The 6,194-nt window shown below is 69.1% G+C and carries 8 protein-coding genes; 3 read left to right on the plus strand and 5 right to left on the minus strand.

Annotated features, from left to right (window positions below):
• Window positions 1-68: 68 nt before the first annotated feature.
• A complete protein-coding gene (locus B3E43_RS05910) occupies window positions 69-407 on the minus strand; it encodes a DUF1491 family protein (RefSeq protein WP_292027528.1) in 339 nt (112 codons plus the stop codon).
• A 57-nt stretch (window positions 408-464) separates the two neighbouring features.
• Here B3E43_RS05910 and B3E43_RS05915 point away from each other — a divergent pair, with 57 nt between their 5' ends.
• Window positions 465-1,325, plus strand: coding sequence for a hypothetical protein (locus B3E43_RS05915; RefSeq protein ID WP_292027530.1), 861 nt, complete (start codon window positions 465-467; stop codon window positions 1,323-1,325).
• A gap of 17 nt (window positions 1,326-1,342) precedes the next feature.
• Here the strand turns inward: B3E43_RS05915 and B3E43_RS05920 are convergent, their stop codons facing one another.
• The gene (locus B3E43_RS05920) at window positions 1,343-3,025 is read right to left on the minus strand and encodes a sensor histidine kinase (protein WP_292027531.1); all 1,683 of its coding nucleotides are present in this window, start codon (window positions 3,023-3,025) and stop codon (window positions 1,343-1,345) included.
• Window positions 3,026-3,201: 176 nt separating this feature from the next.
• On the opposite strand from B3E43_RS05920, the gene B3E43_RS05925 reads away from it, so the two are divergent.
• On the plus strand, window positions 3,202-3,624 hold the full coding sequence (locus tag B3E43_RS05925; protein ID WP_292027533.1) for a SufE family protein: 423 nt from the start codon (window positions 3,202-3,204) through the stop codon (window positions 3,622-3,624).
• A gap of 9 nt (window positions 3,625-3,633) precedes the next feature.
• Here the strand turns inward: B3E43_RS05925 and B3E43_RS05930 are convergent, their stop codons facing one another.
• From B3E43_RS05930 to B3E43_RS05940, 3 genes are all read right to left on the minus strand, one after another.
• On the minus strand, window positions 3,634-4,155 hold the full coding sequence (locus B3E43_RS05930; RefSeq protein ID WP_292027535.1) for a hypothetical protein: 522 nt from the start codon (window positions 4,153-4,155) through the stop codon (window positions 3,634-3,636).
• Window positions 4,156-4,319: 164 nt separating this feature from the next.
• A complete protein-coding gene (locus B3E43_RS05935; RefSeq protein ID WP_292027537.1) occupies window positions 4,320-5,048 on the minus strand; it encodes a DUF6456 domain-containing protein in 729 nt (242 codons plus the stop codon).
• A complete protein-coding gene (locus tag B3E43_RS05940; protein WP_292027539.1) occupies window positions 5,045-5,401 on the minus strand; it encodes a chromosomal replication initiator DnaA in 357 nt (118 codons plus the stop codon). The genes B3E43_RS05935 and B3E43_RS05940 overlap by 4 nt, the downstream gene beginning before the upstream one ends.
• Before the next feature lie 293 nt (window positions 5,402-5,694).
• Between B3E43_RS05940 and B3E43_RS05945 the strand changes: the two genes are divergently transcribed.
• Window positions 5,695-6,194: response regulator transcription factor (locus B3E43_RS05945; protein ID WP_292027541.1), on the plus strand; the 500-nt coding region annotated here is incomplete at its 3' end.

The following is a 6,194-nucleotide window of genomic DNA, read 5'->3' on the forward strand; positions in this document are numbered from 1 at the left end:
AGTCGGGGCGAGGCGCGAGTTGCGCCGCCCTTCCGCCGTCAGGGATGCAGCCAACCACTAACCACTAATCACTCGCCGCCGCCCGCCACCTTCTCCGTTATAAAGTGCCGCCCCTCGCGGTCCTCGATCTCGACGACCCAGAGATCCGGGTCGTAGCCGATCTGGCGCTGGATATAGGCGTCGAGCTCGCTCTCGAACTCGCTCTCGACCGGCTGCATCCACAGTCGTTCGCCGTCGGGTCCGAAAGCCTCACTATAGAGTCGGGCGCGGCGGCTGGAAGTGTCGAAGGCCTTGACGATGACGGTGCCGGCGCGGGCGTCGCCTTTGCGCGCGACCGTGGCGAAGGCCCCGCCCAGCTCGGCGCGGCGGATCAGGGCCGAGACCCACAGGTCGCTCGATAGAAGCATTTCGATAACCCTGCTCGGAAACCGGACCGGAACGCGTGATGTGTATGGTGCGGTCTCATGACGATAGGCCAGACCGCCGCGAAGACCAAAGCCGCCCTGGCGGCTGTCGCTGTGCTGGCGGCGCCGAACCTTGCGTGGGCCGGGGCCGCTGACACCTATTATGAGCGCGCTTTCGTGGTCGCCGCGGACGCCCGCTGCAATCTCTTCGCACCTCAGATCGAGGCGGCCCTGACCGCGGCCACGGCCCAGGCGCGTGGGGCCGCCCTGCGCTCGGGCGCAGCCGAATCCGAACTTGTCGCCGCCGCAGGTCGGGCCCGTGCGCGCGCCGCGACCGTATCGTGCGCCGATCCGCAGCTGGCCACCGTTCGCGCGCGTGTCGACGGCGCCTTTGCGGGCTGGCTGCGCACGCCGCGCATGGTCTTTCCCGGCGCTCGCCGTTCGTGGGTCGCGAACCGCGTCAGCTCGGCCGACGCCAACTGGCGGCTGCAGCAGATGTCCGTGGTCGGCGCCTCGCCGGTCGCCTTCGGTTATGCGGGCAAGGGCGATGCGCCGGGGCTGACCGCGGTGGTCAGCTTCGTCGGTCGCTCGCGTCCCTATGCGGCGCGCATCGTGCTGCGCGACCCGGTCCGGGTTTCGCGTCCCTGGCTGGCTGGCGACGGTCTGGTTCCGGTCTCGGCCCGCGCAAGCCTCTGGGCCACGGGCGTCAGCGCCGCTGATCCGACCCTGCTGGCCGAGGAACGCCGCACCGGAGAGGCCTGGCGCTTCCCCGCCGCGACCGCCGCCGCCCTCGAGCGGCTGGACCCCCGCGAGACCTTCGCCATCGAATTCCATTTCCGTGACGGCAGCGTCGCGACGGCGAAGTTCGAGGCGGGCGACTTCACGGCCGGCCGGGCGTTTCTGGCCATGGGCATGCTGTAGGGCGCGTCAGCGACGCGTCAGCCCCCGCCCTTCATCGGCATCTGGATGATCTCGGCCCCGCCCTCCGGAGCGGGCGCGCGGGCGATCAGGGCCACAGGCAGGCGCACCGTCACCGCCGTGCCCTCGCCGAGGGTCGAGTCGATGCTCATGCGGCCGCCGTGCAGTTCGGCGAAGGCGCGAACCAGCGACAGGCCCAGACCGGTGCCCTGACGCCGCTGCTCCATCTCGCCCGCCTGTTCGAAGGGCCGGCCAAGACGACGCACGTCCTCGGGCGCGATGCCGACGCCGGTGTCGGCGACCACGACCTCCAGATAGGGGCCGATGGCCTCGACCGTGACCGTGATCGACCCGCCCTTCGGAGTGAATTTCACCGCATTCGACAGCAGGTTCAGGGCGATCTGTTTCAGGGCGCGCTTGTCGGCCGAAACCTCGACCGGGTCGGCGGGCAGGACGCTGGACAGGCTGACGCCCTTGTCGTCGGCGTTGACGCGGACGAGGGCCATGGCTGCCGACACGACTTCACGCGCGTCGAACCTCTCCAGCGTCAGGGCGTATCGTTCGGCCTCGATCTTGGTGACGTCCAGCACGTCGTTGATCAGATCGAGCAGGTGCCCGCCGGCCTGGTGGATGTTTTCGGCGTATTCGCCGTAGCGGTCGGGCAGGGGTCCGAAGATGCGCTGGCGCATGATGTCCGAGAAGCCGAGCACGGCGTTCAGGGGCGTGCGCAGTTCATGGCTCATATTGGCCAGGAAGCGGGTCTTGCCGGCCTCGCGGCTCTCGGCCTCGGTGCGGGCGATCTCGAGCCCCAGTTCGCGGGCGTACTGGGCGGTGGCGTCAAAGACCTGGGCGATCAGGCGAGGACCGGAGGGGTCGTCCAGCCGCCGCACGATCAGCTGCACCCGCCGGTCCAGCGCCATGCGGGGCGCGAACAGGGCGGCGCCGTCGTGGCCCTTCATGGCGCGCTCGATGGCGTCCAGCAGCCGGGGCCGGTCGGGGGCGTGGACCGCCGCCACCAGTCCACTCTCGAACAGGGGATCGACCGGCAGCGAGACCGGCGGGGCGCCATAGGCGGCCAGAACGCGGCCAGACGGTTCGAGCACCAGGGTCAATCCGGGCTGGGCGGCGAGCAGGGTTTCGACGCGGGAGGTCTCGGCCTCGGCCGCCGTCAGGCGCGCTTCCCGCTGTCGCCACGACAGGCGCACGGCGAGGGCAGCGGCGGCCGCGGTCAGCAGGGCGGAAATGGCCGCCAGAGTGGGAAGGTGGGGCCCCGGATTGACCCAGGCCGAAAGCATGCCCGCCAGAGCCGCGACGCCGACGGCAAAGGCCCCCGCCTGCACGGGTCGGGGCCCGCCGAGGGCGATCCCGGCCGCCAGCGGAAGAAAGACAAAGCCGCTGAGCGGGCCGGTCAGGCCGCCCGAAAGCGCCGCCGCCAGCAGGACCGCCAGGCCCCAGATGGCAAGCAGAACCATCCGCTCGTCCGGGCCGTCCCGCCGCAAGAGACCCAAGCCGCTCAGGCCCGGCACGACCATGGCGAGGACGCCGTAAAACAGCGGGCCGTCGATGCCGCCGATCCATCGTCCGCCCAGCGCCAGCAGGGCCGCCGCTACCGCCCATCCCGCATGCCAGGCAGCCAGCGACGGACGATCGCTCGCCGGAGCGTCGGGCAGGGGCTTCGGGTCGGGGCGGGTGGACTGGATCAAGGGCGGATTGGGGCGGGCCGGACAGGACGCCGCCGGCCTTTTCAGCCTAGCCTTCCGGGTGAGTCGTCCAAAGCCCGCACGCGTTCCAGGCGACTGGCGACAAGCCCGTCCCGGCGGTTTTCCGGGGACAGGACAGGCGGTTGTCGTTAACGCCGGTCCGGCCTATCCAGCGCCCCATGACCGACGCTTCCTCCATCGACGACGTCCTGGCCGAACTGGTCGAGGAGTTCGACCTGCTCGGCGACTGGGAGGGCCGGATCGAATACGTCATCGAACTGGGCAAGGGTCTGGCGCCCCTGACGGACGAGGATCGGACCGAGGCGAACAAGGTCCCGGGCTGCGCGGCGCAGGTCTGGCTGGCCGTGCGCCGCGAGGGCGATCATCTGGTGTTCGCCGCCGACAGCGACAGCGCCCTGTCCAAGGGCAATATCGCCCTGCTGCTGAGACTGTATTCGGGCCGGACTCCGGCGGAGATCCTCGGCTTCGACGCGCGCGCCGCGCTGGATCGGCTCGGCCTGCCCTCGGCGCTGACGCGGCAGCGCGCAAATGGCCTGAACAGTATGGTGGGCCGGATCAGGGACGCCGCCGCGACGGCCTGATACCCGATCTCAGTAGTAGGAGCCGCGCACCGTCATGGTGGGGCGCTCGCCGGGCTGCTCTGTCACCTCGACCGCCAGACCATATTCATCGGGGTAGGCGCTGCGGCGATCCCAGCGCCAAGCGTTGTTCGGCGGGCTGGTCCAGTATCGCGGGTCGCGGAAGGCGCGGCGGCCGAGGTCGGCCAGTTCGCGGGCGCTGGCCCGGCTGGATGAGATCGTGCAACTGGCCTCATAGGCCGGGCGCTGCTCTCGTTCGACAGAGCCTTCCTCGATCTTCACGCGCCAGACGCCGTCACTGGAGACCATGGTGACCTCGGAGGCCCATTCGTCCAGCGGTGCGGTGTCGTTGACCGGGCGACGGAATTGGAGCTCGCGGGCGGCGCGGATCGCGCGCTCGAAGGTCTGGGCGCGGTTGGCGTAGGGCAGGCAGACTTCGGTCAGCAGTCCGGCGGGCACCGCGTCCTGGGCGGTGACGGGGAAGGCTACGAACAACAGGCCGGCGGACAAGCTGAAAACTGCGACTAACTTCACCGTCATCCCCGGACTCGACGGCTTTTGGGAGCCCGTCACCTCAACGCGATAGCGCGCCCCAAGGGGAGCGCGCTTTCAACTTCACCCTACGGCTGAATCCCGTCTGGAAAAAGTTACGAGCCTGTAACGTAAGGCCGTCCGCGTTCCGTCGCGCGTTTGGCGGTTCAGCCGATGCGATAGTGAACCGCCAGGGCGGCCAACCCCTTCTGAAGCAAGATTTTTCCCTCTCGACGGCGCAGACCCAGGTCGCGCTCGGCCGCCTGCAGGGCTGAGGCGCGGATGCAGATGGCTTCGACGATCGGCCGGGCTGAACCACAGGCGGCGAGGGCAGCCTCAACCCGGCGCGCCGCGGCCATGGCAGGATCGCCTGGTTCCGCCTGGACCGCGGATCCGGCGCCCGCGCGCGGCAGGACATCCCAGCGCAGGGTGAGGGATGGCCCGCGCGCCGCCATTTCGACGTCGAGGCCCAGACGCGCGGCGGCCGCGACCTGGGCGGCGAGCAGCCAGGGCTGTCCGTCCGCCGTCTTGCGTCGCGCGAGCCACGCGACGGCTGACTGGCCCAGATTGGCGCGTCGCAAGACAGGCCGCCCGTCACCCTCCATCACCGTCCGGCTGCCCTCGATCATGCCGGGGCGTCCGGGTTCCGGGGAAACGGGACGCTCCGGCGCTGCGGTGCGCGCCACCCAGCCTCCGCCCGGACGTCCCCTCAGGCCGGGGTTTTCGACCAGTTGGCGAAAGCCCGCCTCGTCGAGGACCAGAACGACCCGACTGCGGCGGTCCCCGCCTGACCTCAGGCCGTAGCCCTCCGCCGCGGCCTCGATCCAGCCGCCGCGCCGGGCCAGCAGTCGACGGGCCCGGGCGACGACGCCGGTAATGGCTGCGCCCCCGGTCATGCGGGCAGGTCACAGGCGGGCGCCTCGAGAAGCTGGTTCACGCAAAGCTCCAGCCGCTCCAGCAGGGCGTCGACGGACGGATGATCGCGCCCGTCTTCGGCCCACCGGCACGCCGCCGCCGCCGTCGCCCTGTTCAGGCCGAAGGCATGGGCCACCCGGTCCAGCGGCCAGCCGAAGGTGACATAGGCGGTGTACAGGGCCAGCCAGCGCGCCCGGCAGACCCGCCCCTTGAGGCGCACGGACGCCGTCATCCTCTCCACGCTGATCCCGGTCGCGGCGGCCACCAGCTGCAGCGCCAGCCCCGCACGGATGCGGTCCGCGTCGGCTACGGGCACGCGGTAGGTATCGACCATCTGAAACTCCCATCATCCCGAGGCGCCGGTCATTGATGCCGCCGACGCCGAGAGTGGAATATAATCCTAACGACACGTCGAAAATGGACGCACCAGACGCGCTGCACCGCGGGTTGAAAAAATCTCGCTCGCTTGACTCAGGACTCTCGACGCCGATTCGCAAATCAGCCTACGATTCGCCTCAATGGGGTGGCGTTAACCTTTCTTAAGTTTTTACTCGGTTAACTCTCGAACAAGGTTACCCGGCATTTGATGTCGGGAATTACTGTCAAGCTTTGCCTGGAGGGGCATGAATGCGCGTCCTGCTTATCGAAGATGATCATGCGACTGCGCAGAGCATCGAACTCATGCTCAAGTCCGAAGGGTTCAACGTCTACACGACGGACCTGGGTGAAGAGGGCATCGACCTCGGCAAGATCTATGACTACGACCTGATCCTGCTCGACCTGAACCTGCCCGACATGAACGGGCTTGAGGTTCTGCGTCAGCTGCGCGTCGGCAAGGTCAATACGCCGGTGATGATCCTCTCGGGCTCCTCGGAGATCGAGACCAAGGTAAAGACCTTCGGCGGCGGCGCCGACGACTATATGACCAAGCCCTTCCACAAGGACGAGCTGATCGCGCGCACCCACGCCGTGGTCCGCCGCTCCAAGGGTCACGCCCAGGCCATCATCCACACCGGCGAGATCGCCGTGAACCTGGACGGCAAGACGGTCGAGGTGAACGGTCACCGCGTCCATCTGACGGGCAAGGAATACCAGATGCTGGAGCTGCTCTCGCTCCGCAAGGGCAC

This window comes from Brevundimonas sp. UBA2416, assembly GCF_002343105.1.
Classification (GTDB): Bacteria; Pseudomonadota; Alphaproteobacteria; order Caulobacterales; family Caulobacteraceae; genus Brevundimonas.